The 26,330-nt window shown below is 65.0% G+C and carries 22 protein-coding genes and 1 pseudogene; 15 read left to right on the forward strand and 8 right to left on the reverse strand.

Going from position 1 to position 26,330, the window contains the following annotated elements; translation table 11 throughout:
* Positions 1-81 precede the first annotated feature (81 nt).
* A complete protein-coding gene (gene mutS / locus ABID59_RS25235) occupies positions 82-2,820 on the reverse strand; it encodes a DNA mismatch repair protein MutS (protein WP_354085169.1) in 2,739 nt (912 codons plus the stop codon).
* A 338-nt stretch (positions 2,821-3,158) separates the two neighbouring features.
* Here mutS and pcaF point away from each other — a divergent pair, with 338 nt between their 5' ends.
* From pcaF to ABID59_RS25260, 5 genes are all read left to right on the forward strand, one after another.
* Positions 3,159-4,367, forward strand: coding sequence for a 3-oxoadipyl-CoA thiolase (pcaF, locus tag ABID59_RS25240; protein WP_148754316.1), 1,209 nt, complete (start codon positions 3,159-3,161; stop codon positions 4,365-4,367).
* A gap of 136 nt (positions 4,368-4,503) precedes the next feature.
* Entirely contained in the window at positions 4,504-5,397 is an 894-nt protein-coding gene (locus tag ABID59_RS25245) for a dioxygenase family protein (protein ID WP_354085170.1), read from the forward strand.
* Positions 5,398-5,505: 108 nt separating this feature from the next.
* The gene (gene pcaH, locus ABID59_RS25250) at positions 5,506-6,207 is read left to right on the forward strand and encodes a protocatechuate 3,4-dioxygenase subunit beta (RefSeq protein WP_354085171.1); all 702 of its coding nucleotides are present in this window, start codon (positions 5,506-5,508) and stop codon (positions 6,205-6,207) included.
* A 1-nt stretch (position 6,208) separates the two neighbouring features.
* Positions 6,209-6,811, forward strand: coding sequence for a protocatechuate 3,4-dioxygenase subunit alpha (pcaG, locus tag ABID59_RS25255; RefSeq protein ID WP_354085172.1), 603 nt, complete (start codon positions 6,209-6,211; stop codon positions 6,809-6,811).
* A gap of 87 nt (positions 6,812-6,898) precedes the next feature.
* On the forward strand, positions 6,899-7,960 hold the full coding sequence (locus ABID59_RS25260; protein ID WP_354085173.1) for a phosphotransferase: 1,062 nt from the start codon (positions 6,899-6,901) through the stop codon (positions 7,958-7,960).
* A 133-nt stretch (positions 7,961-8,093) separates the two neighbouring features.
* Here the strand turns inward: ABID59_RS25260 and ABID59_RS25265 are convergent, their stop codons facing one another.
* The 3 genes from ABID59_RS25265 to ABID59_RS25275 are packed head-to-tail and all read right to left on the reverse strand — an operon-like array spanning position 8,094 to position 11,299.
* Positions 8,094-9,650 (reverse strand): MDR family MFS transporter, encoded by a 1,557-nt coding sequence (locus tag ABID59_RS25265; RefSeq protein ID WP_354085174.1) that lies wholly within the window; start codon positions 9,648-9,650, stop codon positions 8,094-8,096.
* 4 nt (positions 9,651-9,654) lie between these two features.
* Complete coding sequence (locus tag ABID59_RS25270; RefSeq protein ID WP_354085175.1) at positions 9,655-10,824, reverse strand: HlyD family secretion protein; 1,170 nt, start codon at positions 10,822-10,824, stop codon at positions 9,655-9,657.
* Complete coding sequence (locus ABID59_RS25275) at positions 10,817-11,299, reverse strand: MarR family winged helix-turn-helix transcriptional regulator (protein ID WP_148754324.1); 483 nt, start codon at positions 11,297-11,299, stop codon at positions 10,817-10,819. Before ABID59_RS25275 ends, ABID59_RS25270 begins: the two co-directional genes overlap by 8 nt.
* A 155-nt stretch (positions 11,300-11,454) precedes the next feature.
* Here ABID59_RS25275 and ABID59_RS25280 point away from each other — a divergent pair, with 155 nt between their 5' ends.
* The 8 genes and pseudogenes from ABID59_RS25280 to ABID59_RS25315 all read left to right on the forward strand — a co-directional run bounded on the left by ABID59_RS25280 (position 11,455) and on the right by ABID59_RS25315 (position 19,594).
* Positions 11,455-11,949: a Fur family transcriptional regulator gene (locus tag ABID59_RS25280; protein ID WP_148754325.1), complete on the forward strand. Its 495-nt coding sequence runs from the start codon at positions 11,455-11,457 to the stop codon at positions 11,947-11,949.
* Between the two features lie 35 nt (positions 11,950-11,984).
* A complete protein-coding gene (locus tag ABID59_RS25285) occupies positions 11,985-12,938 on the forward strand; it encodes a DMT family transporter (RefSeq protein ID WP_148754326.1) in 954 nt (317 codons plus the stop codon).
* Between the two features lie 12 nt (positions 12,939-12,950).
* Positions 12,951-14,234, forward strand: a complete 1,284-nt coding sequence (gene ispG / locus ABID59_RS25290) for a flavodoxin-dependent (E)-4-hydroxy-3-methylbut-2-enyl-diphosphate synthase (protein WP_354085176.1) — start codon at positions 12,951-12,953, stop codon at positions 14,232-14,234.
* Between the two features lie 148 nt (positions 14,235-14,382).
* On the forward strand, positions 14,383-15,279 hold the full coding sequence (locus tag ABID59_RS25295) for a TauD/TfdA dioxygenase family protein (RefSeq protein ID WP_354085177.1): 897 nt from the start codon (positions 14,383-14,385) through the stop codon (positions 15,277-15,279).
* A 142-nt stretch (positions 15,280-15,421) separates the two neighbouring features.
* Positions 15,422-16,090 (forward strand): annotated as a pseudogene (locus ABID59_RS25300) (caspase family protein); the annotation flags it as partial.
* A gap of 168 nt (positions 16,091-16,258) precedes the next feature.
* A complete protein-coding gene (locus ABID59_RS25305) occupies positions 16,259-18,055 on the forward strand; it encodes a formylglycine-generating enzyme family protein (protein ID WP_354085207.1) in 1,797 nt (598 codons plus the stop codon).
* 81 nt (positions 18,056-18,136) lie between these two features.
* Entirely contained in the window at positions 18,137-18,568 is a 432-nt protein-coding gene (locus tag ABID59_RS25310) for a hypothetical protein (RefSeq protein WP_354031407.1), read from the forward strand.
* A 195-nt stretch (positions 18,569-18,763) separates the two neighbouring features.
* Positions 18,764-19,594 (forward strand): N-acetylmuramoyl-L-alanine amidase family protein, encoded by an 831-nt coding sequence (locus ABID59_RS25315; protein WP_354085178.1) that lies wholly within the window; start codon positions 18,764-18,766, stop codon positions 19,592-19,594.
* A 95-nt stretch (positions 19,595-19,689) separates the two neighbouring features.
* On the opposite strand, the gene ABID59_RS25320 is transcribed toward ABID59_RS25315, so the two are convergent.
* From ABID59_RS25320 to ABID59_RS25330, 3 genes are all read right to left on the reverse strand, one after another.
* The gene (locus ABID59_RS25320) at positions 19,690-21,300 is read right to left on the reverse strand and encodes a Na+/H+ antiporter (protein WP_354085179.1); all 1,611 of its coding nucleotides are present in this window, start codon (positions 21,298-21,300) and stop codon (positions 19,690-19,692) included.
* 46 nt (positions 21,301-21,346) lie between these two features.
* Positions 21,347-22,204 (reverse strand): class A beta-lactamase, encoded by an 858-nt coding sequence (bla, locus tag ABID59_RS25325; protein WP_354085180.1) that lies wholly within the window; start codon positions 22,202-22,204, stop codon positions 21,347-21,349.
* A 181-nt stretch (positions 22,205-22,385) separates the two neighbouring features.
* Positions 22,386-22,760, reverse strand: coding sequence for a nuclear transport factor 2 family protein (locus ABID59_RS25330; RefSeq protein WP_148754332.1), 375 nt, complete (start codon positions 22,758-22,760; stop codon positions 22,386-22,388).
* Between the two features lie 97 nt (positions 22,761-22,857).
* On the opposite strand from ABID59_RS25330, the gene ABID59_RS25335 reads away from it, so the two are divergent.
* The gene (locus tag ABID59_RS25335; protein ID WP_354085208.1) at positions 22,858-23,286 is read left to right on the forward strand and encodes a GFA family protein; all 429 of its coding nucleotides are present in this window, start codon (positions 22,858-22,860) and stop codon (positions 23,284-23,286) included.
* Positions 23,287-23,467: 181 nt separating this feature from the next.
* Positions 23,468-25,282, forward strand: coding sequence for a caspase family protein (locus ABID59_RS25340; RefSeq protein WP_354085181.1), 1,815 nt, complete (start codon positions 23,468-23,470; stop codon positions 25,280-25,282).
* A 263-nt stretch (positions 25,283-25,545) separates the two neighbouring features.
* On the opposite strand, the gene ABID59_RS25345 is transcribed toward ABID59_RS25340, so the two are convergent.
* Positions 25,546-26,223, reverse strand: a complete 678-nt coding sequence (locus tag ABID59_RS25345) for a DUF1345 domain-containing protein (RefSeq protein WP_354085182.1) — start codon at positions 26,221-26,223, stop codon at positions 25,546-25,548.
* Positions 26,224-26,330: the final 107 nt, after the last annotated feature.

Consider the following 26,330-nt stretch of genomic DNA (forward strand, 5'->3'; position numbering starts at 1 on the left):
TGCGCGCCGTGCCCACCATCCCTCCACGAATTCGTCGCTGCATGGTGGGCACGCTGCGCTTTGCCCACCCTACGAGACCTTTCATTGCTTAGGCAGCTTGGCCTTCAGCGCATACAGCGCGTCCAGCGCCTCGCGCGGGGACATCTCGTCGGGGTGCAGCGCCTTGACAGCGTCCATCAATAGCTCGGCCTCGGTCGGCGGCGCGGCTTCCGCGGCGGCGCGCGAGGGCACCGCGAACAGCGGCAGATCGTCGGCGAGGGCGCGAGCCGTTTGGCCGCGGTCTTGCGCCTCTAACTTCGCCAGCACCGATTTCGCGCGCGTGATCACGGCCGGCGGCAGGCCTGCGAGCTTTGCCACCTGGATGCCGTAGGAGCGATCGGCCGAGCCCGGCAGCACCTCATGCAGGAACACGACGTTGCCCTGCCACTCCTTCACCCGCACCGTCGCGTTGAACATGCGCGGCAGCTTGGCCGAGAGTGCGGTCAGCTCGTGATAGTGCGTCGCGAACAGCGTGCGGCAGCGGTTGCTTTCGTGCAGATGCTCGATCGCGGCCCAGGCAATGGAGAGGCCGTCGAAGGTGGCGGTGCCGCGGCCGATCTCGTCGAGGATCACCAGAGCGCGCTCGCCGGCCTGGTTGAGGATCGCAGCCGTCTCGACCATCTCCACCATGAAGGTGGAGCGGCCCCGCGCGAGATCGTCGGCGGCGCCGACGCGCGAGAACAGCCGGTCGATGATGCCGATCCGCGCGCGTGCGGCCGGCACGAAGCTGCCGATCTGCGCCAGCAGCGCAATCAATGCGTTCTGGCGCAGGAAGGTCGATTTACCTGCCATGTTCGGACCGGTCAGCAGCCAGAGCTGGCCGGATTTTTGCGCTGGGCCAGGCGAGAGATCGCAGGCATTGGCGATGAACGGCTCGCCATTGCGCTTCAGCGCCTGCTCGACCACGGGATGGCGGCCGGCCTCGATGGCGAAGCCGAGCGAGCCATCGACCTCGGGCCGCACATAGTTTTCATCGACCGCGAGCTTGGCGAGCGACGTCGCAACGTCGAGCAGCGCAAAGCCTTGCGCCGCAGCGCGCAGATCGTCGCTGATCTCGATCGCCCTCGCGCAGAGCCGCTCGAAGATTTCGAGCTCGAGCCCGAGCGCGCGGTCGCCGGCATTGGCGATCTTGGCTTCGATCTCGCCAAGCTCGGAGGTCGTGAAGCGCACCTGGCCCGCCAGCGTCTGGCGATGGATGAAGGTCGCGTTCAGTGGCGCCGACATCAGCTTGTCGCCGTGCTGCGCGGTGACCTCGACGAAATAGCCGAGCACGTTGTTGTGGCGGATCTTGAGGCCCTTGACGCCAGTGTTGTCGGCGTAGCGGGCCTGCATCGCGGCGACCACGAGGCGGGAGGCGTCGCGCAGGTTTCTCGCTTCATCAAGGGCCGGCTCGTAACCGGCACGAACGAAGCCGCCATCGCGCTTGATCAGCGGCAGCTGCTCGTCGAGCGCACGGGCAAATTCGGCCGCGAGCTCGCGCGAGGGACGCCTCAGCGCCGCCATCACGGCGGCGATCTCCTGCGGCGGCTGGTCGAGCTCGGAAAGCCGCGCCAGAACCTGGTCGGCGGCGATGATGCCGTCGCGTAAGCCAGCGAGATCGCGCGGCCCGCCGCGGCCGACCGAGAGACGGGCGAGCGCGCGCGACATGTCGGGCGCGCCGCGCAAGATGCTGCGGATGTCCTCGCGCGTGGCCGAATCCGCGACGAAGGCGCTGACAGCATCGAGCCGCCGCGCGATCGCCGGCGCATCGGTCAAGGGTGCTGCGAGCCGCTGCGCCAGCAGGCGCGAGCCGGCCGAGGTCACCGTGCAGTCGATCGCATCGAGCAGCGAGCCGCGGCGTTCGCCCGCGAGCGTTCGCGTCAGTTCGAGATTGGCGCGGGTGGCGGGATCGATCGCCATGGTCGCGCCCGAGGCTTCGCGTGCGGGCGGCGACAGCGGCGGGTGCTTGCCGACCTGGGTGCGATCGACATAGGTGACGGCGGCGGCAGCAGCCGTGGCCTCCAGCCGCGTCAGTTGCGCCAGCCCGTCCATGGTCGCGACGGCAAAGTAGTCGCAGAGGCGCTTTTCGGCGGTGGCGCCATCGAAGACGTCGCGGGTCACCGGCGTTAGCGCCGGCAGCTCGCGCAAGGTTTGGCCGAGCTCGTTGTCGCTATAGAGCGCGTCGGTGACGATGGCCTCGTTCGGGTTGATGCGCGCCAGCGTCGCGGCGAGCTCCCCGCTGGAGCATTCCGTGACAGTGAATTCGGCGGTCGAGATATCGATCCAGGCGAGGCCAAAGCGGTCGCCGCCGGCCGACGAGCGCGCTCGCGCTATCGCCAGCAGATAGCTGTTGGCGCGCGCATCGAGCAGCGTGTCCTCGGTCAGCGTGCCCGGCGTGACCAGCCGGACAACGCCGCGGCGCACGACACTCTTGTTGCCGCGCGCTTTGGCAGCGGCGGGATCCTCGGTCTGCTCGCACACGGCAACCCGGTGGCCGGCGCTGATCAGGCGATGCAGATAATCCTCGGAGCGCTCGACCGGCACGCCGCACATCGGGATGTCGTTGCCCTGATGCTTGCCACGCTTGGTCAGCACGATGCCGAGCGTCTTCGAGGCGATCTCGGCATCCTCGAAGAACAGCTCGTAGAAATCGCCCATCCGGTAGAACAGCAAGAGGCCCTGATGCGCCGCCTTGATCTCCAGGTACTGTTCCATCATCGGCGTGACGCGCGCGGCGGCGTCCGCCTGCGGCGCGGGCGTGAATTCAGGTTCTGGCGCGGGGATGGGCTGTTGCATCGTCATGAGCGGTGCAACCTACAAAATTTCACCCGGGCATCCTACCGGTTTGGCCGGACAGGTGAGGTTTTCCACGTTGTCCGCACTGCGCAATCGGCTGCCACATTTTCCGTTGTCATTCCGGGATGCGCCGCCAGGCGCAGGCCCGGAATCCATAACCCCGGCTCGTGGTTATGGATTCCGGGCTCGCCCTCCGGGCGCCCCGGAATGACGGCTGAGATTCATGGCATTCAGTCGAATATGCCGCCCCCGAAACCGTCAATTGACCTGCCGCGGGCGCCCTCCTAAAACTCCGCCGTCATTGAAGAATTCTGGCCGAACCGCGGCATTCAGGGAGAACAACGATGCGTGACGTCTTTATCTGCGATGCCGTGCGGACCCCGATCGGCCGTTTCGGCGGCGCGCTTGCCAAGGTGCGCGCCGACGACCTCGCGGCGGCCCCGATCAAGGCGTTGATGGCCAAGCACCCCAATCTCGATTGGGCGCAGGTCGACGAAGTCTTCTTCGGCTGCGCCAACCAGGCCGGCGAGGACAACCGCAACGTCGCGCGCATGGCGCTGCTGCTTGCGGGGCTCCCGGACTCGGTTCCCGGCCAGACCCTGAACCGGCTTTGCGCCTCCGGCCTCGATGCTGTCGGTGCGGCGGGCCGCGCCATCCGCTCCGGCGAGATCGAGCTTGCGATCGCCGGCGGCGTGGAATCCATGACCCGCGCGCCGTTCGTGATGGGCAAGGCGCAGGAAGCCTTCTCGCGCTCGGCCGAGATCTTCGACACCACGATCGGCTGGCGCTTCATCAATCCGCTGCTCAAGGCGCAGTATGGCGTCGATGCGATGCCGGAGACCGGCGAGAACGTCGCCGAGGAATTCCAGGTCTCGCGCGCCGACCAGGATGCCTTCGCCATCCGCTCGCAGCAGCGCGCCGGTCAGGCGATCGCAGCCGGCTATTTCGCCGAAGAGATCATCCCGATCACCATTCCCGGCGGCAAGGCCGGGCCTGTTACCGTCGACAAGGACGAGCATCCGCGTCCCGAGACCACGCTGGAAGGCCTGGCCAAGCTGAAGCCGATCGTGCGCAATCCCGGCACGGTGACGGCCGGCAATGCGTCGGGCGTCAACGACGGCGCGGCCGCGCTGATCCTGGCCTCGGAAGCTGCCGTGAAGAAGCATGGCCTCACGCCGCGCGCCCGCATTCTCGGCCTCGCCTCGGCCGGCGTGCCGCCGCGCATCATGGGCATCGGCCCCGTGCCCGCGACACGCAAGCTGATGGAGCGTCTGGGCAAGAAGATCACCGACTTCGACCTGATCGAGCTCAACGAAGCTTTCGCCTCGCAGGGCATCGCCTGCATGCGCCAGCTCGGCGTCGCCGACGATGCCGATTTCGTCAATCCGCATGGCGGCGCCATCGCGCTCGGCCATCCGCTGGGCATGAGCGGCGCGCGCCTCGCGCTCACCGCCGTCCACGGCATGGAGAAGCGCGGCGGCAAGCTTGCGCTGGCCACCATGTGCGTCGGCGTCGGCCAGGGTGTTGCCGTTGCGATCGAGAAGCTGAACTGACGTCATCCCGGGGCCGGGGCCACAGACTCGTCATGCCCGGGCTTGTCCCGGGCATCCACGTTCTTGGTGCCGCGAGAAGAAGGTCGTGGATGGCCGGGACAAGCCCGGCCATGACGCAAGGTGAAAGGATCATGCCATGATCATCGAGCGCGAGCAGGACGTTACGGCCGCCGCACTGGCGGTGATGGAGCGGACGTCCGATCCGCGGATGCGGCAGATCATGGTCTCGCTGGTCAAGCATCTGCACGGCTTCGTCCGTGACGTGCGCCTGACCGAGAAGGAATTCCGCGACGCCACCGCACTCATCGCCGAACTCGGCAAGCTGACCACCGACACGCATAACGAAGTCGTGCTGATGGCGGGCTCGCTCGGCGTCTCGCCGCTGGTCTGCCTGCTCAATAACGGCGATCAGGGCAACACCGAAACCGACCAGTCGCTGCTCGGACCTTTCTGGCGGCTGAACTCGCCGCGGGTGGAGAATGGCGGATCGATCGTCCGCTCCGAAACGCCTGGTGCGCCGTTGTTCGTCAACGGCCGTGTCGTCGACAAGGACGGCCGCCCCGTCGCCGGCGCGGAGGTCGATGTCTGGCACGCCTCGCCGGTCGGGCTCTATGAGAACCAGGATCCCGAACAGGCCGACATGAATCTGCGCGGCAAGTTCACGACCGATGTCGACGGGCGCTTCGCCTTTCGCTCGGTGATGATGGTCGGCTATCCCATCCCGACCGACGGTGTCGTCGGCCGCCTGCTGAAGGCGCAAAGCCGCCACCCCTATCGCCCCGCGCATCTGCACGCGCTGATCTTCAAGCCGGGGTTCAAGGTGCTGATCTCGCAGGTCTACGATCCCAACGACCCCCATATCGACAGCGACGTGCAGTTCGGCGTGACACAAGCACTGATCGGCAAGTTCGTGCGCCACGAGACGCCGCATCCGGCCGCGCCTGACGTTTCGACGCCGTGGTATTCGCTCGACCACACCTATCGGCTCGAGGCCGGGGAGGCCGTGCTGCCGCGGCCGCCGATCAAATAAGCGGGCAAGGGAGGCCGCTAAACCCGCTTCCCTAGATTAGTTATATTCTATAATGATCGGCCCAAGCGTTGACCGGCCGGACCAGAATGGCCGGGGAGGAGTTCGCCCATGACATTCATCTATCCCATCGACAGCAACAAGGCGCATCCGCTGCCACTGTCGCCCGAATACAAGAGCTCGATCAAGCGCGCGCCGAGCAAGCCCTTGATCCCGATGCGCCACACGCTGTCGGAACTGACCGGTCCGGTCTACGGCCACGAAACCGTGCGCGACGGCGACAACGACCTCACCACCCAGCACAAGGGCGAGCCGCTCGGCGAGCGCATCATCGTGCACGGCCATGTCCGCGACGAGAACGGTCGCGGCGTCCCGAACTCGCTGGTTGAGATCTGGCAGGCCAATGCCTGCGGCCGCTACGTCCATGTCCGTGATCAGCATCCCGCGCCGCTCGATCCGAACTTCACCGGAGCGGGCCGCACCGTGAGCGATGCCGCCGGCTATTACCGCTTCGTGAGCATCAAGCCGGGCGCCTATCCCTGGGGCAATCACCACAACGCCTGGCGTCCCGCTCATATCCATCTGTCGGTGTTCGGCCATTCCTTCGTCACCCGCCTGGTGACGCAGATGTATTTCCCGGGTGACCCGCTGTTCCCGTTCGATCCGATCTTCAACTCGGTGCCGGACGAGAAGGCGCGGATGCGCATGGTCTCCTCGTTCGACTTGGAGAATACCAAGCCGGAATGGGCGCTGTGCTATCGCTTCGACATCGTGCTGCGCGGCAAGGATGCCACCCCCATGGAGAACCACTAAAGTGCAGGATTCTGCGAAGCCCAATGGGATCACGCCATCGCAAACGGTCGGCCCGTTCTTCAAATACGGCCTGACGCCGACCGGCGACTACGCCTGGAACGACGCGTTCACCAATTCGACGCTGACGCCCGATGTCACCGGTGACCGTGTCCGCATCGAGGGCCGGGTGTTTGACGGCGACGGTGTCGTCGTGCCGGATGCCATGCTGGAGATCTGGCAGGCCGATGCACAGGGCCGCTTTGCCGATCCGCAGGACAAGCACGCATTGCCGAACGCCAGCTTTCGCGGCTTCGCCCGCTGCGGCACCGACAAGGACGGCAATTACTCCTTCGACACCATCAAGCCGGGCGTCGTGCCCGATCCCGACGGCAAGCCGCAGGCGCCGCACATCGTTCTGGCGGTGTTCGCGCGCGGCATGCTGCGGCATCTCTATACCCGCATCTATTTCAGCGACGAGGCCGGCAACGCCGCCGATCCCGTGCTGGCATTGGTGCCGGCCGACCGCCGCGTCACGCTGATCGCGGTGCGTGAGGCCGGCAAGCCGGTCTATCGCCTCGACCTGCGCCTGCAGGGCGACAACGAGACGGTGTTCTTCGACGTGTGAGGCCGGGCCGCCGCGTCAGGCGGCCGATGCGGCTGGCGCTTCCCCGAGTGATCATGCAGTATGGCTGCATGCACCGGGGGGCGCTTCATGACATCCACGCAACTGCCGGCGGTCGCTGAGCCCAGCTACCTGACCGCTGCACTGCGCAAGGCCGGCGCGCTGGACGCCGGCGCCGTGCGCGAGGTGAAGGTGCTGCATGAGCGCGACACCGTCGTGTCGCACATCGCCCGGCTCGGCCTGCGCTATGTCGGCGAATCAGCCGGTGCACCGCAATCACTGATCCTCAAGACGTCGCATGCCGATTTTGCCAAGACGCTCGCCGATGGCGGTCGGCACGAGGTGGCCTTCTATACGATGCTGGCACCGAACACGCCGCCGGGGTTGGTGCCGCGCTGTTTCGACAGACGTTTCGACGAGGAGGGCCAGACCTGGCATCTCCTGCTCGAAGATCTCGCCGATAGCCATGAGATCGCAACCCAATGGCCGTTGCCGCCGTCGCGTGAGCAAACATTCGCGATCGTTTCCACGCTCGCGCGTTGGCATGCGGCCTGGTGGGACCATCCGAGCCTTGGTGACACCGTCGGCACCTGGGCGAGCACTGAAGACAGCGCACACCACATCGAGACTTTTGCCGGCCATTACGACCGTTTCGCCGATCTGCTTGGCGATCGCCTTAGTGAAGAACGGCGTATTCTCTATCGCCGCCTGATCGACCAGTCGGCCCGGCTATCCGAGCGCTACCATTCACGCCGTCATCTCAGCATCACCCATGGCGATGCCCACACCTGGAATTTTTTCCTGCCGCGCACTGGCGTTGCCGATACCGTGCGCATCTTCGATTTCGACCTGTGGGGGATCAACGTACCGACCAACGACCTCGCTTACATGATGGCGGTTCATTGGTATCCGGAACGCCGGCAGGCGCTCGAACGCTCACTGCTCAATCTGTATCATGAGACGTTGCTCACAAGCGGCATCACGGGATACACGCGCGGCACGCTCGATCGTGACTATCGCCTGTCGGTGCTCTGGCACATCACCAAGCCGGTCTGGCAATGGGCCATCAACATCCCGCCGGTGATCTGGTGGAACAATCTGGAGCGGGTGATGATGGCGGTCGAGGATCTGGGGTGCGAGGAGTTGTTGTAGAGGCTCGCGCTACTGATTCGCTGTCGTCGCCCGGCTTGACCGGGCGACCCAGTATTCCAGAGACGTTGGTGGGATACGGAGAAGCCGCGGCGTACTGGATGCCCCCGGTCAAGCCGGCGCATGACACCTGTTGCTACTCCATCACCGCATGTTCCGGTCCCGACGCCTGCTTGCGCAGCGCGGCTTTGCTCGAGCCGATCATGAATGCGAGCGGAATGGTGCAGAGGATGAAGAACATCACGAGCTGATAGTCGCGCGCAAAGGCGATGATCTGCGCCTGGAGGCCGACGATCCGGTCGGCCATGGCGCGGCCGGAGTCGGTGGAGAGATTGATCATGCCGCTCACGTCGGGCATCTGGAGCGCGTGGTTGAACGGGTTGATGTGCTCGGACAGGATCGCGTAGGTCTTGCGCGTGCCCTGGGTCAGCTGGGCGATCACGATGGAGATGCCGACCGAGCTTGCGACGTTGCGCAAGAGCGTCAGCATCGAGGTGCCGTCGGTGCGCAAGCTGTTTGGCAGCGTCAGGAACGCGACCGTCGAAAGCGGCACGAAGACGAGGCCGAAGCCGAAGCCCTGGATCACGCTGACGATGACGATCTCCGGCACCTGGGTCTGGTCGGTCCATCCGGTCATCTGGAACAGTGAGGCCGCGGTCAGCGTCAGGCCGGAGATAATCAGCGTGCGCGCCTCGATGTAGCGCATGATGCGGCCGACCATCATCATCGCGAAGAAGGTGCCGAAGCCGCGGCTCGCGAGGAGTCCGCCGGCGGTGATGATGGGATAGCCGATGACGTTTTGCAGGTAGGGCGAGGCCAGCGCCATGGTCGAGTAAAGCACGAGCCCCATCACCGTCATGAAGATGCAGCCGGTGAGGAAGTTGCGGTCCTTGAACAGCGCGAACTGGATGAACGGCCGCGAGGTCGTGAACGAGTGGGCGAAGAAGTAATAGAAGGCGATCCCTGAGATCACGAACTCGGCCACGATCTCGACCGACTCGAACCAGTCGAGCTGTTCGCCGCGATCGAGCGCAAGTTGAAGTGCGCCGATCCCGATCGCCAGCGCGCCGAAGCCGAACCAGTCGAATTTGAGGCTGAGGTTCTTCTCGGTCTCGTCCATGAAAACGGCGAGCCCGAGCACGGTGATCGCGCCGAACGGCAGGTTGACGAAGAACACCCAGTGCCAGGAATAGGTCTCGGTCAGCCAGGCGCCGAGCGAGGGGCCCATGATCGGCCCCATCATCACGCCCATGCCCCAGATCGACATCGCCTTGGCGCGTTCCTGGAGCGTGTAATAGTCGAGCATCACCGACTGCGACAGCGGCACCAGGGCTGCGCCGAACACGCCTTGCAGCAGGCGGAACAGCACCATCTGGTTGATGTCCTGCGCGAGGCCGCACAGCACCGAGGCGAAGGTGAAGCCGGCGGCGCAGATGATGAAGATGCGCTTGCGGCCGAAGCGGTTGGAGATCCAGCCGACCGGCGCCGTCATGATCGCGGCGGCGACGATGTAGGAGGTCAGCACCCAGTTGATCTGGTCCTGGGAAGCCGACAGCGTGCCCTGCATGTACGGCAGAGCGACGTTGGCGATCGTGGTGTCCAGCGCCTGCATGATGGTCGCGGTCATGGCGCAGATCGTCACCATGTTCCGGCGCAGGCCGGGGACCATCAGGGCGGGATTGGACTCCGCCATAGGGTCAGTCCTTGTCTTTATCTTGGCTCGCGGTCGCCGACAGGCCGAGCAGGCCGGCGAGCGAGCGCTGGTGGCCGGTGTCGATGGTGGCATAGACGCTCATGCCGGCCTTCAGCTTCTTCACGTAGTTGTCGCTCTCGTCGAAATAGATCCGGACCGGCACGCGCTGCACCACCTTGACGAAGTTGCCGGTGGCATTCTGCGGCGGCAGGATCGCGAATTGCGCGCCGGTGCCGGGCGAGAGCGAGCCGATCTTGCCCTTGAAGACGTGGTTCGGGAACGCGTCGACCTCGAGGGTGACCGGCTGGCCTTCGGTGACGTGGGTGAGGTCGCTCTCCTTCGGATTGGCGTCGACCCAGGGATGGGCGACGTCGATGATGGAGAACACCGCCATGCCGGCGGAGACGTAGCGGCCGAGCTGGATCTGCTCCACCTGCGTCGCCACGCCGCCCATCGGCGCTCGCACCACGGCGTGGTCGAGATTGCGCTCGGCATTGTCGAGCTTGGATTTGGCCTGCGCGTAAGGCGGGAATTTCTCCAGCGGCAAATCGGCGTCGCCGAGCAGTTGGGTCTTGGCGGTCGATATCTGCTGCTTGACGTATTGCGCGATCGAGCCCGACGTGACCAGCGCGTTCGAGGCGTTGTCGAGGTCGAGCTGCGAGCCAAAGCTGTTCTTGACCAGCGCCTGCTTGCGCTCGACGTCGCGCTGCTTCAGGTCGACGCCCTGCTGCGCGAGGTTGAGCATATCGCCGTAGATCTTGATGTTGGCGCGGAGGTTGTCATAGGTCGACTGCGCCTGCATCACCTGCGCCCTGGCCTCGTCCACCGCGAGGCGGAACGGCACCGGATCGATCTCGAACAACACGTCGCCCTGCTTGACCAGCTGGCCCTCTTTCACGACGACCTTCTCGATCTTGCCGGAGATGTCGGGCGTCACCAGCACCTTCTGCGCGCCGACATAGGCATCGTCGGTGCCGACATAGCGGCCGCCATTGAGATAGAAAGTCAGGCCGGCGATGACAGCCACGATCGGGAGCACCACCATCAGCAGGAAGCGGCGATAGCGGCGGAGGCCTGCGACCAGGCGACGGCGCGGGTTGGTGCCGGCCTTCTTGGTCGGCTTACCGCTGTCGATCTTCTGCTCGGGCTGGAATTTGAGAACCTGATCAGCCATAGCGCTGCTCCTTACGCGCTTGTTCCGCTCCGGACGTCTGGATCGCGGTACGCACGTTTTCCTTGATGGTTTCGAGTTGGGTGAGGAGACGGTGAGCGTCCGCCGGGCTGATGCCGTCGAGCGCGTTCGCCGTGAGTTCCGATTTCAGGCCGCTCATCTTGCCGAGCAGGGTGCGGCCGGCCTTCTTCAGATAGAGGCGCTTGACGCGGCGGTCCGAGGCGTCGTTGCGGCGCTCGATCCAGTCGCTGTCGCAGAGCTTGTCGATCAGCCGCGTCAGCGTGATCGGCTGCATCTCCAGGAGTTCGGCGAGTTCCGACTGCTTCATGCCTTCGCTGCGCTCGACCTTGGCCAGCACGGCCCATTGCGCGCGGGTGATGCCGAAGCGCGAGGCCTCCTTGTCGGCATAGACGCGCAAGAGGCGGTAGAGCTCGCCGAGCGTGAACAGGAAGTTCTGGTCGACAGACCCGCGGGTCATGAGCTTGGCTCCAATAAGCTTGAATATAATAAGCAAGCTTATGATTATTTCATGGCGGAGGAAAGCGATGCTGTCCCGCAATAAAAGCATGGCTGGCCGCCGCGGCGTCGGTCGTGCTTTGGGTTCCGCGGCCGAAATGCTAGAAGGCGGGCCGAATGACCCTCGCAAAACCGGCCTTTCCGACGCCCGACCACGATCACGGCCGCTGCACCGCGGACGCGCTGGCGCATGCGGAAGCCGTTTGCGAGCAGCGGGCGCAGAAATTCACGCCGATACGCCGTCAGGTGCTGGGCGCGCTGCTTTCCAGCCATCGCCCGCTCGGGGCCTATGAGGTGATCGACGAGCTCGCCAAATCGATGGCACGACCGGCGCCGATCACGGTCTACCGTGCTCTCGAATTTTTGATGGCGAACGGCCTCGTGCACCGCATCGAGAGCCGCAACGCCTATCTCGCCTGCGCCGCCCACGACCATGACGCGACCTCGGCGGTCGCGTTCCTGATCTGCGAGCGCTGCGGTCTCGTCGGCGAGATCCCGTCAGGGTCATTTGCCAGGGAGCTCAACGCCGCGGCGCGCGCGTCAGGCTTCGCGCCCAAGCTGTCCGTGGTCGAGATCACGGGCGTCTGCACCCATTGTCAGAAAACGTCTTGAAGCAACAACGGCGCAAAGCCGGATTCCAGGAAGATATGTCCTCACCTCAATCCAACCCGTCCGCCGCGCGCCCCCTCAGTGCCGGCGCCATCGCCCTCATGCTCATGCTGTGCCTGACCTGGGCCTTCAACCAGATCGCGGTGAAGCTGGTGCTGCCGGACATTCCGCCGATGCTGCAGGCGATGATCCGCTCGATCGGCGCGCTGCCGGTCCTGTTCATCATCGGCAGCCTGCGCGGCGTCAAATTCTTCGAGCGTGACGGCACGTGGAAGCCTGGCCTGATCGCCGGGCTGATGTTCGGCATCGAGTTCGTGCTGATCTTCCAGGGCCTGCGCTTGACCTCGGCCTCCCGCGCGGTCGTGTTCCTCTACACCGCGCCGTTCTTTGTCGCGCTCGGCTCCTACCAGGTGCTCGGCGAGCGTCTCGGCAGCACGCAATGGCTCGGGTTGGCGATCAGCTTTGCCGGGGTGGCGCTCGCGATCGGCGTGCCGCAGGCCAATGTCGATTCACACATTCTGCTCGGGGACCTCATGATTGTCGCCGGTGCCTCGCTCTGGGCCGCGACCACGCTGGTCGCCAAGGGCACCCGGCTGCGCTTCGCCGCGCCGGAGAAGGCGCTCGGCTATCAGGTCGCGACCTCGATCCCGATCCTGGGCGCGGCTGCCCTGCTGTCCGGCGAGTCCATCACCCACACCCCGTCGCCGCTGTCGTTCGCCTTGATGGCTTTCCAGGCGATCTGGGTGGTGGGAACCACGTTCACGCTTTGGTTCGCGCTGGTGAAGGCCTATTCGGCCAGCAAATTGTCGGCCTTTACGTTCATCACCCCTTTGTTTGGCGTGGCGGGTAGCTATTTCATCATGCACGATCACCTGAGTCTGGCTTTCGGGGCTGCTGCCCTCCTTGTAATTGCTGGGCTTTTTCTGGTTAACCGTCCGAGCCGAGAGGCTGTGGCGCCGCGTGATGCATTGCTGAACGTCACCAAAACCTGATATTTGGACCTCATGAACAAGCTCGAAAACACCATCGATTCCGACGTCGCGGGCCCTGCGCCGCGCCATCGCACCACCCAGGTCAAGGTCGGCGATGTCGCCGTCGGCGGCGGTGCGCCGATCGTCGTGCAGTCGATGACCAACACCGACACCGCCGACATCGACGGCACCATTGCCCAGGTCGCTGCGCTCGCGCGCGCCGGCTCCGAAATGGTCCGCATCACCGTGGACCGCGAGGAGGCTGCCGCAGCCGTTCCGCATATCCGCGACGGCCTGGCCAAGCGCGGCATCACCACGCCCTTGATCGGCGACTTCCACTATATCGGCCACAAGCTGCTCGCGGCCTATCCGGCCTGCGCCGAGGCGCTGGCCAAGTACCGCATCAATCCCGGCAATGTCGGCTTCAAGGACAAGCGCGACACCCAGTTCGCCGATATCATCGAGATCGCGAACAAGAACAGCAAGCCGGTGCGCATCGGCGCCAATTGGGGCTCGCTCGACCAGGAGCTGCTGACCAAGCTGATGGACGAGAACGCCGCGTCCGCCAATCCGCGCGACGTGCGCGCGGTGACGCGCGAGGCGATGGTGCAGTCGGCGCTGCTCTCGGCCGCGCGCGCCGAAGAGCTCGGCATGCCCAAGGATCGCATCATCCTCTCCGCAAAGGTCTCGGCGGTGCAGGATCTCATCGCGGTCTATCAGGATCTCGCCAGCCGTTCCGACTACGCCATCCATCTCGGCCTGACCGAGGCCGGCATGGGCACCAAGGGCATCGTGGCGTCCTCGGCCGCGCTCGGCATCCTGCTGCAGCAGGGCATCGGCGATACCATCCGCATCTCGCTGACGCCGGAGCCCGGCGGCGATCGCACTCGTGAGGTGCAGGTCGGCCAGGAGCTCCTGCAGACCATGGGCTTCCGCACCTTCGTGCCGCTGGTTGCAGCGTGCCCCGGCTGCGGCCGCACCACCTCGACCACGTTCCAGGAGCTGGCGCGCTCGATCCAGGATTTCATCCGCGATGAGATGCCGGGCTGGAAGACGAAATATCCCGGCGTCGAGGAACTCAACGTCGCGGTGATGGGCTGCATCGTCAACGGCCCCGGCGAGTCCAAGCACGCCAATATCGGCATCTCGCTCCCCGGCACCGGCGAAGCGCCGGCCGCGCCGGTCTTCGTCGACGGCAAGAAGTTCCGCACGCTGCGCGGGCCCACGATCTCCGCCGACTTCAAGGCGCTGGTGATCGACTATATCGACCAGCGTTACGGCCAGGGCGCCAAGGCCCCGGTGACCGCGGCGGAGTGATTCAGCTCCGCTAGCGCTCCACACTCCGCCGTCGTCCCGGATCTGCGCTTACGCTTGTCCGGGACGACGAGTTGAATCTGTGGCGCAGATTGCGCTTCTGTCGCCAAGAGCTACCATGCTCCCAATCAAGACGATCGGGAGACACGCCATGAGCTCACTCGCCGGCAAGCAGGGCCCGCGCTACCGCCACACGGCTGATGACGGCGCACCTTACGAGACCATCGCGGTCGAAAAGCTCACCCCCATCATCGGCGCGGAGATCTCCGGCGTCGATATCGGCAAGCTCGTCTCCGACGATGCCCGTTCCAACCGGCAGATCGACGAGATCCACCGCGCGCTCGCCGAAAACCTGGTCATCTTCTTCCGCGACCAGCACATCACGCCGCAGCAGCATCTCGCCTTCGGCCGCAAGTTCGGCGAGCTACATTTTCACCCGGCCGCGCCGCATGAGGACGAAGACCCGGCGCTGATGAAGATCTATGCGGATGCGAACTCGCCGCGCGCCAACGGCGAGGGCTGGCACTCCGATGTGTCCTGCGATCTCGAGCCGCCGATGGGCTCGATCCTCTACATCAAGCAGTGTCCGCCGCGCGGCGGCGACACGCTGTTCGCCAGCATGTACGCGGCCTATGAGGCGCTGTCGGATCGCATGAAGGCCTATCTCGACGGCCTGACCGCGCTGCATGACGGCGAGCCGATCTATCGCGGGCTCTATGCCAATTACGGCGTCGCCGATCGCCCGTCCTATCCGAACGCCGAGCACCCGGTGGTGCGCACCCATCCGGTCACGGGCAGGAAGGCGCTCTATGTCAACCGCGGCTTCACCCGCCACGTCAACGGCGTCCCGCGCGACGAGAGCGACGCGATGCTCGCCTATCTCTACCAGCACGCCGAAAACCCGCTGTTCCAGTGCCGCTTCCGCTGGACCGAGAACGCCATCGCGTTCTGGGACAACCGCTGCACCCAGCACCGCGCCATGTGGGACTACTGGCCGCATACGCGCTCAGGGACACGCGTGACGGTGAAGGGGGAACGGCCGGTGTGAACGGCCAGCCGTCGCCGCCCGCTCAACGTGATCTGAATCACGGATTTGGCGCTGCCCCTGTCGAATGATGTGGGCTCAGGCTGCTGCTTGCGGGCGCTTCAACCAGCGATATACTCGCAAAGGGCGATTTGGGGGGAGTTTTATGCGCTGGGCGGCGGCTACCATTCTTGCGCTCGTATTTTGCGGGTTCGCAAGTCAGGCGCTGGCCGAGAAGCGCGTCGCTCTGGTGATCGGCAATTCGTCGTACCGGAACGTTCCGAGCCTTCCGAATCCCCAGAATGATGCCGCCGAGATCGCCACCCTGTTCAGATCCGCAGGATTTTCCGCGGTCGACGCCCGCCGCGATCTCGGAATTTCGGAGATGCGGCGCGCGATCAGCGATTTCACGGAATTGGCAAGCGATGCCGACGTGGCCGTCGTCTATTTTGCCGGCCATGGCATCGAGGTCGATGGTGCAAACTACGTCATCCCCGTCGACGCGAAGCTGTCGCGCGACTTCGACATCGAGGATGAGGCCGTCTCCCTCGATCGTATTCTGAAATCGATTGAGCCCACCAGGCGGCTTCGCCTCGTCATCCTGGACGCGTGCCGGGACAATCCGTTCCTGAAGACCATGAAGAGAACCGTGGCCTCTCGATCAATCGGTCGTGGATTGGCGAAAGTCGAGCCCGCCGTGTCCGACACGCTCATTGCCTTCGCGGCGAAGGCCGGGTCGGTTGCGCTGGATGGCGACGCGAAAAACAGTCCCTTCACCGCCGCGCTGCTGCACAACATCGCTGCTCCCGGCCTGGACCTGCGGATTGCGTTCGGACGGGTTCGCGACGAGGTGCTGAAGGTCACCAACCGCCACCAGGAGCCGTTCGTCTACGGATCGTTGGGCGGCTCCGTCATCTCGATTGTCGATGCGCCGAAACTTCCACCGCCACCAACGACGGATGACGTCGTGTGGAATGCCGTGAAGGATTCAACTTATCCCGGCGTGTTCGACGAGTTCATCGCGAAGTTTCCGGCGAGCCCGCATCTGAAGGCGGCGCAATCGCGGCGCGACGAGCTGAAGCAGGCGCAGGCCGCAGCTGCTGCGCGCGTGCCACCGCCGCCGACTGCCGACGAAATCGTCTGGACGGCGATCAGGGATTCGAACTATCCCGCGATCTTCGACGATTTTCTCAGCAAGTTCCCGGCCAGCAAACATGGAGCTGAGGCGCAATCGCGCCGGGACGCACTGCAGAAGCAGATCGCCGCCGCGGCCGCGCGTATTCCGCCGCCTCCGACCGCCGACGAGGTCGTCTGGCAGGCCATCAAAGGTTCGACCTATCCGGCAATTTTCGAGGATTTCGCCAGCAAGTTTCCGGCAAGCCCGCATCTGGCAGACGCGCAGACGCGCCGGGATGAGCTCAAAAAGCAGATTGCCGCCACGCAAGCGCCGCCGCCCCCCGCCGCTGACGACATTGTCTGGGCCGCGATCAAGGGGTCTCGTGATCCTGCGATCTTCGATGAATTCGTGAGCAGATATTCGGCCAGCCCGCATATCGCGGATGCGCGTCAGCGCAGGGATGACCTGAAGAAGGAGATCGCGGCCGCTCAAGTGCCGCCGCCGCCTCCGGCTGATGAGATTGTCTGGAACGCGATCAAGGAGTCGCGCGACCCCGCCATCTTCGAAGAGTATTCAGCGAAATACTCGACGAGTTCGCATGTCACCGTCGCGCTATCACGTCGTGACGAGCTGAAGAAGGAGTTGGCCGCCGCCGCTGCCGCGCGCGCTCCGACCCCGCCCGCAACTGATGAGATTGTCTGGAATGCCATCAGGGATGGGCGCTCTCCGGCAATGCTCGAAGAGTTCCTGAGCAAATTTCCGGAAAGCCCGCGATCGGCGGAAGCACGAGATCGGCTCAAGGCGCTGCAAGGCACGCAGCTGGCCTCCACCAACCCGACGCTCCCGGCCCAGGACTCAAGCCAGCTGCGCGAAGGATCGACCGCGCTCGGCATCAAATCCTTGTCCGACTCGGAAGAGGCGGCTCTGAAGCAGAAGGCCAGTTTCAGAGAATGCGAAAAGTGTCCGGATATGGTTGTGGTCCCTCCAGGCACTTTGATGATGGGATCATCCGACGGCGGATCGAAGCGCGCCACGGAATCGTCTCGCCACAAGGTGACGTTCGCCCGTTCATTCGCGGTTGGACGTTACGCTGTCACGTTCGCGGAATGGGATGCCTGCGTCGCCGATGGAGGCTGCAACGGATATAAGCCCTGGGATAACGGTTGGGGGCGTGGGAGGCGGCCGGCGATCAACATTTCCTGGTCGGATGCCAAGAGCTATGTGGCCTGGCTGTCGGCCCGCACCGGCAAGACGTACCGCCTGTTGAGCGAAGCCGAGCGGGAATATGTGACACGGGCGGGAACGACGTCGTCGTTCTGGTGGGGGGCCTCGGTTTCTCGGGGGCAGGCCAACTACGATAACAAGGCCAGTCAGGACAAGAATGCAAAGGGTGCCTCCGGGCAAAAGACGGCTCCGGTCGATTCCTTCCAGCCAAATCCGTGGGGCCTCTATCAGGTGCACGGCAATATCTGGGAGTGGGTCGAGGATTGCGTCAACGACACTTATGAGGGTGCGCCGACCGACGGCAGCCCTTGGCTGAAAGGCCGGTGCGAGCAGCGTGTCCTCAGGGGAGGCTCCTGGGTCAGCAAGGCGGATGCCGTCGAAGCCGGGAGCCGCTACGGCGTGCAGTCCGAAGGACGCGTGAGCAACGTTGGATTTCGAGTCGCGAGGACATTGAGATAGTCGGGGCCGAATGCGTCGGTCTCGCCAGCCGGAACGATCGCATACAGTAACTCTAAGATTTTTTCATTGGAGATTTATGAAATGACAACCTACCCGGTACGCCTACCGACGGCCCTTTTGATCAAGATCATCGCGGGGCTCGTCCTGTTCTTCGGAATCCTTTGTGGCGCCCATGCGGGCGGGGGGAACACGTCGCTCGTCGTGAAATCCGGCGAGGCAAAGGAAATCTGCAAATGTGGCGGACACTGGCGCGTCGACAGCAGTGGCAAGGTCTGGCCCGTCAGCATTGAAGTCGTGTCTCCGCCGAAGAGCGGCGCCGTGACGACGCGAGTGAGCACCGGGCAGCGCAAATTGAGAAACGGAGAGGCCAAGACCGTGCGGCTGACCAGCGTGGTGTATCAATCCAAGAAGGGGTACGTCGGTGAAGACTCCTTCACGTATCGGCGCGTGACGGCAGACCCCACCGATCCGGATAATGGCAAGGTATACACGGTCGCCGTCACCGTCAGGTGATGTCGATGAGGGCGGGTACAGCTCTGCTGTTCTTGCGTTGACGTTGTCCCACTCTCGCGCCAATCTTCCCTAAGATGTTCGGGAGGATCAGCCATGCTCCGCGCCGAGGGCAATATATTCCTGACCGAGTCCGGCTCTGGAACGGGCATGGGCGAGTTGCTACGCCGCTCCTGGGCCGCCGCAGCGGAGTAACGCTTGTCACGGGCGCGGGGCATCATCGCGGCGATTGTGGTGGCGCTCGTCGCGCTCCCACCCGTGCCGGTCGACGCCGGGCGCACCGCGCCTGCCCGAAAGGCCGTGAGAGCGAAGCCCAAACCTTCGTCGATCAAACCCTCACTCGTTCCGGAGACCTGCGAGCCGCGTAAATTCAAGATCATCCTCGATGTCGGGCACACCTCGGAATCGCAGGGCGCGACCAGCGCGCGCAACGATGTGGAATTCGGCTTTAACCTGCATTTGGCGCGGCTGATCGGAGAGCGCTTGACGTCGGCAGGCTTTGCCGCGACCCGCGTGCTGGTGACCGAAGGCAAGGCGCGGGCGAGCCTGCTCAAGCGTGTCGGCACCGCCAACGCCGCGCATGCCGATTTATTCCTGTCGATCCACCATGATTCCGTGCCGGACAAGATGCTCGAGGAATGGGAATTCGAGGGCGCCAGCAGCCATTTCAGCGACCGCTTCAGCGGTCATTCACTGTTCGTGTCCGAGCGCAATCCGCGCTTTGGCGCGAGCCTCGCCTTCGCCCGGTTGCTGGGCCGGGAGCTGAAGGAGAAGGGCCTGCAATACGCGACGCAATACAGCCTGCCGCTGATGGGGCGTTACCGACATCCATTGCTGGACAAGGATGTCGGCGTCTACCGCTATGACGCCCTCGTCGTGCTCTCGCAGACCCGAAGCGCCGCGGTGCTGCTGGAAGCAGGCTCCATCATCAACCGCGACGAGGAGATGGCGATGAATTCGCCCGAGCGGCAGGAGCTGATTGCGACGGCCGTGGTGACCGCGATGCGGGCGTATTGCGAGAAACGGTAGCTTGCTCCGCCGTCATTGCGAGCGTAGCGAAGCAATCCAGAATCTTTCCGCGGCGGCAGTCTGGATTGCTTCGCTACGCTCGCAATGACGAGAAGCTACAGCGGCGCCCCCTGATATTCCCGGTTCGCCAGGCTCGCCTCCTCCAGATCCAGGTCGCGCTCGATCCTCCGTCGCGTCTCGTCGGTGATCTGCCCGTCGCGCAAGAGGTCGTGGATGAATTTGCGCTCTGCGACGATCAGTTCGCGGGTCAGTGCGGTGCCGGCGGCGGAGACGTCGTGGCGGGTGGGATCGAGTGAATCAGGCAGCTGGTTGACGCGGATGTCGTGGCGCGCGCGCAGCAGCCGTATCACCTCGTCCGAGACCTCTTTCCCTTCGGTTAGTGCGTCCAGCGATTTCAGCGCCGCGTCGAGCGCCTGGCGCCGTGCCGCGATTTCGGCCTCGTGCGCGGCGACATGCTCGTTGCGGCCGGCTTCCGCGATGCCGAGCCAGCGTACCACCGGCGGCAGCGTCAGGCCGACGCCGATCAGGGTGATGAAGATGACGCCGAAGGCCACGAACAGGATCAGGTCGCGATACGGGAAGGCAGCGCCATTGGGCAGCGTGAACGGCAGCGCCAGCGCGGCGGCCAGCGACACCGCACCGCGCACGCCGGTGAACGCGAGCGCGAACGGCCATTGCCAGGGCGGCGACGGGTCGCGCGCGCGCAGCGATTTGCTGAACATCCGCGGCAGATAGGTCGCGGGGTAGAGCCAGGCGAAACGCGCCAGAACGATGATGACCATGACCACGGCGGTCGCGATCATGATGTCGTCGAGCGGGAACGCTTTCGATTTCTCGTAGAGCGCGCGCATCTGGAAGCCGGTGAGCAGGAACAGCAAGCCCTCGATCAAATAGATGATGAGGTCCCAGAAGAAGATGCCTTGCAGGCGCGTCGACGCCGAAATCAGCAGCGGCCCGTTCCAGCTCACATAGAGACCGCAGGCGACGGTGGCGATCACGCCGGAGCCGCCGACATGCTCGGGCAGCCAGTAGGACACGTAGGGCGTGATCAGCGACAGCGTCAGCTCGACCTGCGGATCGCAGGACCATTTGCGGAAGCGGAGGGAGAGCCAGCCGACGCCGATGCCGAAGGCGATCTCGCCGGCGACGATAAGGGCAAATTCGCCGGCCGCCAGCGGCAGCGAGAAATGCCCGACCACGATCGCAGCGAGCGCGAAGCGATAGAGGATCAGCGCGGTGGCGTCGTTGGCGAGGCCTTCGCCCTCGAGGATGACCATCAGCCGGCGCGGCATGTTCAGCCGTCGCGCGATCGCGAGCGGCGCCACCACGTCGGGCGGCGCGACGATGGCCCCCAGAAGGAAGCCGATGCTCCAGGGCAGGCCGATCACGTAATGAGTGGCCGCCGCGACCATCGCCGCGGTGAAGATCACGGCGCCGACCGCGAGCAGCACGATCGGACGCAAATTGTTCCTGAACTCGCGCCAGCTCATCGCGACGCTCGCCGAGTAGATCAGCGGCGGCAGCACCATCAGCAGCACCAGCTCCGGCGGCAGCTCCACCGGCGGCATGCCCGGCACGAAAGCGAGGCCGACGCCGGAGAGCATCAGCAAAATGGCAGGCGCCATGTTGAAACGGCGGGCGACCAGCGCCGTGCCCGCCAGCACGGCGAGCAGGATCAGGAAGGTCTGGAATTGCGCTGCAATCATGCCCTGTCTTGGCCCGGAAGCGGCCAAGAGGTCAATGCGAGGCGGCTTACGCCAATCGCTCAGTCACCATGCGCCCGATGCGGGCGAACACCGCCTCGATCTGCGGCGCATTCGGCGTGCCGCCCTGGGTATAGGCCGCGATCAGGATCGGCGTATCCGGCTTGGGCCAGGCGACCGCGATATCGCCCGACGCATCCTTGCCGTTGTTGCCGGTCTTGTCGCCGATCTTCCAGGATGCCGGCAAGCCGCCGCGCAGCCGGTTCGCGCCGGTCTTGCAACCCACCATCCAGTCGGTGAGCTGGGCCCGTGACGCCGGCGACAGCGCTTCGCCCGTCACCAGCCGCTTGAGATTGCCGGCCATCGCCGCCGGCGTCGTGGTGTCATGGGGATCGCCGGGCGGCGAGCGGTTCAGCTCGGGCTCGTCGTGGTCGAGCCGCGAAATGGTGTCGCCGATCGATCGCCAAAATGCCGTGAGTGCGGCGGGGCCGCCGATCCGCGCGAGCAGCAGATTGGCGCAGGTGTTGTCGCTGAGCTCGACGATCGCCTTGCACATGTCCGCGACCGACATCGCGCCGGCCGGGAGGTTTTGCTTTGCGACCGGCGCGTACTCCAGCAGGTCGGTCTTGCCATAAGGGATCATCGCGGCGAGCTGTTCCTCGCCGCGATCGACCCGCGCCAGCACGCAAGCCGCGAGCGAAGCCTTGAACGTCGAGCACATCACGAAGCGCTCGTCGGCCCGCCAGGTGAGCTTTGCGCCAGTGGCGAGGTTCTCCGCATAGACCCCGATCCGTCCGCCGCTCTCGCGCTCATAGGATTCGAGCTCAGGCGGTGCGTCCGCGGCGAGAGCCGGAGCAGCGGCCATCCAGCAGAGCGAGGCGAGCAGGGAACGGCGGTCGAGCAGCATGCGGGACTTTCGAGCGGGGAGAGGTGGGAAGGATGCGACGTACGCGCTACCCGCGCCCGTCATTGCGAGCGTAGCGAAGCAATCCAGTCTGTCACCGCGGCGGGATTCTGGATTGCTTCGCTGCGCTCGCAATGACGGAGAAATGCGAGACGATTGTGCCTGATTTCAGGCAGCGAAAGCTTCACTCCTTCAGATCATACCGATAGGATTTCGACACGATCTGCCAGCCGTCGGCGAGCTTCATCGCCACCAGGTAATCCGTGAAGAAGCGCGGCGGCAATTGGCATTTGACCTTGATGAAGGCGGTCTTGTCGTCCGAACGGTCGATGGTGACGATGAAATCCTCGCGCGGCTTGCCTTCCGCCTTGGCAGAGGGGCGCTTGCGTACCCATGCGAGCCAGTCCGGCACGGTCAGGATCTTCAGCTCGCCCTTTTCCACCCAGCGCAGATCGGCAGATGGATGGAAGGCGTCGCCGAGCTTTTCGGCGTCGCCCTCGTAAAGCCCGTCGAAATAGGATTGCACGACGGCTTCGACGCTCGAATGATTTGGGCTCATGGGTCATCCCTCTGAATGATGGCGCGCCGCGAACTTAGTGGTACGCATCGAATTGCGCTATGGGTGTCTGCTGCGCTATTTGAGCGAGGGCATCGTCATGACCGGATCAGAAAAACCGAACGCTCGCATCCTTGCCGGCGAATGCTATTGCCGCGCCGTCCGCTACGAGGTCGCGGATGCGTTCTCCTATGCGCTGAACTGCCACTGTTCGAACTGCCGCCGGACCACCGGTTCCGCCTTCAAGCCGTTCGCGGGCATCGAGTATAGCCGGCTCCGCCTCGTCGGGGGCGAGGACCAGCGGATGATCTACGGGGACGACACCACCCATGACGCGCACTGCGCCCGCTGCGGCTCCCTGCTTTATTCCCGGGTCCGCGAAGGCAAATGGGTCCATGTCGCCATGGGAACCCTGGTCGATGCCCCCTCGATCCGCCCGACCGCCCATATTTTCGTCGACTCCAAGGCTCCGTGGCACGAGATCACGGACACTCTCCCGCAGTACCGGGGGCATGCCGGGGATGCCTAGGGGCAACCCGGCTCGCACGGATTTGGCGGCGAACCGCCAACGCACTGGCGCGACTAACAAAAGGGGGCCTCGGCCTGTCGCCCCCGCTGCCCTCGTGACCTCCATCACAAGCGCGCGTGGCGGACCTTGCTAAGACTATCCCGGAGGGTGTGAGCTGCCCCGAATTTTTGGAAGTGGTGTCATGCGCAATTTGTCCAGACTTTGCCCGCTTCTCCTCGCCGTCGCGCTGATGTTCGGCGCCGGGCCCGCCTTCGCCGGAAAGCGCGTCGCGCTGGTGCTCGCCAACTCGGCCTATCAGCACGCGCCCCCGCTCACGAACCCCGTCAACGACGGTGCGGTGATGGCCAAGACGCTGAAAGATGCCGGCTTCGATGTCGTCGATTCCCGCCACGATCTGACCGCGCTCGACACGCGGCGTGTGCTGCGCGAATTCGCTGATTCAACCCGCGATGCCGACATCGCCGTCGTCTACTATGCCGGCCATGGCATCGAGGTCGAAGGCTCCAATTATCTGATCCCGGTCGATGCGAGGCTCGAGCGCGACACCGACGTCTATGACGAGGCGCTCTCGCTCGATCGCGTTCTGGTCGCCGTCGAGCCGGCGAAGCAGCTTCGCCTGGTGATCCTCGATGCCTGCCGCGACAATCCGTTCGGCAGGACCATGAAGCGCACGCTCGCCTCGCGCGGCATCGGTCGTGGTCTGGCCCAGGTCGAGCCGACCAGCTCCAACACGCTGATCGCCTATTCGGCCAAGGCCGGCTTCACGGCGCAGGACGGCGATGGCGCCAACAGCCCATTCACCATCGCGCTGTCGAAGCATCTGACGACGCCGGGCCTCGACGTTCGCCGCGCCTTCGGCTTCGTGCGCGACGACGTGCTCAAGTCGACCGGCAACAAGCAGGAGCCGTTCGTCTACGGTTCGCTCGGCGGCGAAGACGTGCCGCTGGTGCCGGTCAAGGCCACGCTCGTGACTGCGACGGCGCCCGCGCCCGTGGTGAATCCGCAGGCCGATATGCGCCGCGACTACGAGCTGGCGCTCCAGGTCGGCAACAAGCCGGCATGGGAGGCCTTCCTGGCCCAGCATCCGGACGGCTTCTATGCGAACCTTGCCAAGCTCCAGCTCGATAAGATCCAGGCCGAGCAGGTTCATGCGGCGGCGATCGAGAAGACGAAGCAGGCCGATGCCGAACGCGACCGTCTCGCCGCGCTCGGCGCCCAGAAGGACGCCCAGGCCAGGGCTGCGGCCGACGCGAAAGCAGCCGAGCAGGCCCAGCTTGCCGCCCAGAAGGCCAAGGAGCAGGCGCAGCAGCAGGCTGCGGCTGCCGAGCAGCAGCGCGTCAATCTCGCTGCTTCCGCGCCGGGCGCCGCGCCCGCCAGCACGGCGAGCCCCGCCGGCACCAATGTCGCTTCGCTGACACCGGCGACCACCCCGGCCGATCTCAGCCGCTCGGTCCAGACCGAGCTTGGCCGCGTCGGCTGTTTCTCCGGTCAGGCTGACGGCAACTGGAGCACGTCCGCGCAGCGGTCGCTGTCGCAGTTCAACCGCTATGCCGGCACCAAGCTCGACGTGAAGGTGGCGAGCACCGATGCGCTCGACACGGTCAAGTCCAAACAGTCGCGCGTTTGCCCGCTGGTCTGCGATCACGGCTTCAAGGCCGACGGCGACAAGTGCACCAGGATCGTCTGCGGCGACGGTTATGCGCTGAACGACGACAATGAGTGCGAGAAGCAGCGTGCCGGCAAGCCGGCCAAGCCTGCAACCGCCAAGCGCGACGACGGCGATGATCGTCCGGCACGGCAGCGTCGCCAGTCCGGCGGCGCGGCCGCTGGAGCGGCGGGCGGCATCGCGGCGGCCGGCGCCGGTCGCGCCTCAGGCGGCAGCGGCCAGATTTTCTGCAACGATCTCCTCTGCCGTCCTGTCAGGCCCGGCTGCCACCTCGTCTATCGCGGCGGCGGCGGCCCTCACGTTGATGCCAATGCCGAGGTCTGCAATTGAGGAGGCTGCTTCCCGCGACATTGTTCCGGCAATCGCATATGGCATTTTGCACGACCTGAGTGCGCGCCTCGTCCTTCGAGACGACCGCTTCGCGGTCTCCTCAGGATGAGGCTAGGCGGCATCGGTGCTCGTCAAAACTACGGCCGCACGCTCGGTCCTCATCCTGAGGGCCCGCCAACGGCGGGCGTCTCGAAGGATGGCCACAGAGAAATCGCTCCCATATGCGATAGCCCTGCGGTGAAGCCGGGACCCTGTCGCGGGGGTCATGTCGCGATCGCGCTCGCTGCGATGTTCACCGTCAGCGCCAGCAGGGCCGTGTTGTAGACGAAGGACACGATGCCGTGCGCCGTGGCGGTGCGGCGGATGGTCTTGTCGGTGATGCCGACGTCGGAGACCTGCGCGGTCATGCCGATCACGAACGAGAAATAGACGAAGTCCCAATAGTCGGCGTGGTCTTCCTTGTCGCCGCTCGGGAATTGCAAGCCGCCCGGCGGATGGCGGTAATAGTCGTGGGCATAATGCAGCGCGAAGGTCGTGTGCACGGCGGCCCAGGATAGCGCGATGGTGCTGATGGCGATGGTCAGCTCCGCCGCGCCGCGGTGGGCGCCGAGCTCCGCGACGATCGCCGCGATACTGGCAAACGCGCCAATCGCCGTCACCAGCAGGATCACGAAGCGGCCGTCGTCCTGCATCGCGGCGCTACGGCGGATGTGCTGGTGGTCGTTGCACAGCATCATGCTGTAGACCAGCACGAGATACACCGCGATCAGCGCATCCCAGCCGAGCACAAGCCGCGTCGTCAGCCGGAGCGAGCCCGGCAACAGCAGGCAGACGAGGATGCCGATACCAAGCGAGATAAACGTCCGCGGCCGCGCGTAGATGAGCCGCATCGGCCGCGACATCTGGCGGAAGCGGGCGAGGACGGGATCTTCTTTGTCCATGCAGATCGTCCGGTGAAGCCTGAACGGCAATCGCAGGTGCGCTCCCTCCCCCGCTTGCGGGGGAGGGGTGGGGAGAGGGTGTCTCCGCAAGCAAGAATCCCCAAGAG

It is taken from the genome of Bradyrhizobium sp. S3.3.6 (assembly GCF_040546905.1).
Classification (GTDB): Bacteria; Pseudomonadota; Alphaproteobacteria; order Rhizobiales; family Xanthobacteraceae; genus Bradyrhizobium; species Bradyrhizobium cytisi.